Raw genomic sequence first — 2220 nt, forward strand, 5'->3', positions numbered from 1 at the left:
GGAATCAACACTTGGTAACATAGCATCAACAATAGGTGTACTTGGTACCTTTGTAGGTATATCAATAGGGTTATGGAAGTTTGACCCAAATGATATTACATCAAGTGTACCATTGTTATTAAGTGGTATGAAAATATCCTTTGCAACATCTATAATAGGTATGTCAGCCGCGATATTTATGAAATATATTGCCCTAAAAAATGAAGATGAAGAAAATATTGATGATATTATGGAACTTTTTAACACAATGATAGATGAAAGTAGAAATGTAAATAATACACTTTTACTAAATCAAAAACAAACTGAAAATGTATTAAATAAAGTAAGTGAAATTTGGTCTAAGCATCAAGAAAACTTAACAGTAGAATTAAAAAATGAAATAAGAAACTTAAACAATAATAACTTAGCTAAACAAGAAGAGCTTATAGGTGAGTTTAAAAAGCTTGGAGAGTGTTTTACACTTCTAAATAGTGGAGTAAACAACTTATTAACTTGGCAAGAAAACTATAAAGAAACTATAGAAATTACAATTAAAGAACTAGAAACAGTAATACAAACTTTAAATAATGCAGATAATTCAATAGAAGCTATTGCTAAAAATTCATCACTTATAAAAGAAAATAATGAAAACTTAAGTGAAGTACTTAAAGAAATAAATAAAACACAAGAAATAATGATAAATTCAAATAATTCAATAATTGAAATATCAAATAAAGCTAGAGAATCTATACCACAAATAAATGAACACTTCACAAACATAGATAATCGAACAAAAGAAAGCACAACTTATCTAGAAACTGCAATCTCTCAAAATTTAAACCATATAAAATCCTACTTAGAAAAAACAACAGAAGAAGTATTATCAAAAACTACACAATCCATATATGAAAATAATAGACAATTTAAATATGAAATATCAGAACATATAAGTCAGTGTAAGATGTTAATCTATAGCTTAAAAGACTTAATACCAGATATAAATGAACATCTATTAGCTACACAAAAACGCTTTAATAAAACATTAATTCACTTCAATGAAGAAGTACAAAATTCATTTAAAGAAAATACTTCTGAAATTAACAAGCAAATAGAATTATTAAAAGAAACAACAAATAATATAAATAATACATTAGATAATACTATATGTGAGTCTACAAAAAGACTTGAAAATATAACAGTAGCAACTTCAAATCAAATAAAAACTATGGCAGAGGAAATGGAAAGACTATGTGTTAGAAAAATAGAAAAATTAGATAATACATTAATAGAAGAATTTACAGATGCATTAAGTTGTTTGGCAGGTCAATTAGTAACTATATCAGAAGGTTTTTCAGAGGATTACTATAGGTTACTAGAGGAATTAAAAGATGCCTTTGCAGATAAAGATATAGTAAGCATCATAGATGAAGAGATTACCTCTGAAGGAGATAACTAAAATGAGTAAAATAGATAAATTTAGAAGAAAAGAAAAAGATGGTCATAATATATGGTCATCAGTATCTGATTTAATGTCGGGTCTTATGATAGTTTTTCTATTTACATCAGTTATATTTATGAGTAAGGTAATAGATGAAAATACAAATATTAAAAAACAACAAGAAACTGTAGAAAATATAGTTACAACCTATGAAGAAAGTAAAGAAAATATCTATGAAGATTTATATAATGAATTTGAAGCTGATATGAATAATTGGCATATGGAAATAGATGAAGATGGAACTATAAGATTCAAAGAACCAGAAGTATTCTTTTCAAGGGGAGAAGCAGAACTTAAATCTCAATTTAAAGACATACTTAACTCATTTTTTCCTAGATATATAGATGTAATTTATACGAATTATAAAGATAAAGTAACAGAAATTAGAATAGAAGGTCATACCTCTAGTGAATGGGAAGAGGGAGGAGATACAAAGACTTCTTACTTTAAAAATATGGAGTTATCCCAAGATAGAACTAGAAATGTATTAGAGTATATTATGAATATGGAAAGCTTGAATGAATATGAAGATTGGTTAATAAATAATATTACTGCTAATGGTATGAGTTATAGTCAAAGAATATATAAAAATAATGTTGAGGATAAGGAGGCATCTAGAAGAGTTGAGTTTAGAGTTATAACTAATTCTGAAGAAACTATTGATGATATTATAGACAATTATAAAGAATAGATAATATATTAATATAGTTTAACACATAATATTTAGGGTATTAATAGAGTAC

General features: G+C 25.9%; 2 protein-coding genes. Both read left to right on the top strand.

What is annotated here, in order from left to right; all coding sequences use genetic code 11:
* Positions 1–1435: hypothetical protein (locus G3997_RS04315; protein WP_296648659.1), on the top strand; the 1435-nt coding region annotated here is incomplete at its 5' end.
* Between the two features lies 1 nt (position 1436).
* Positions 1437–2168 carry an OmpA/MotB family protein gene (locus G3997_RS04320; RefSeq protein ID WP_296648662.1) on the top strand — a complete coding sequence of 244 codons (732 nt, stop codon included), beginning with the start codon at positions 1437–1439 and terminating at the stop codon, positions 2166–2168.
* Positions 2169–2220 lie beyond the last annotated feature (52 nt).

This window comes from Romboutsia sp. 13368 (assembly GCF_018336475.1).
Classification (GTDB): domain Bacteria; phylum Bacillota; class Clostridia; order Peptostreptococcales; family Peptostreptococcaceae; genus Romboutsia.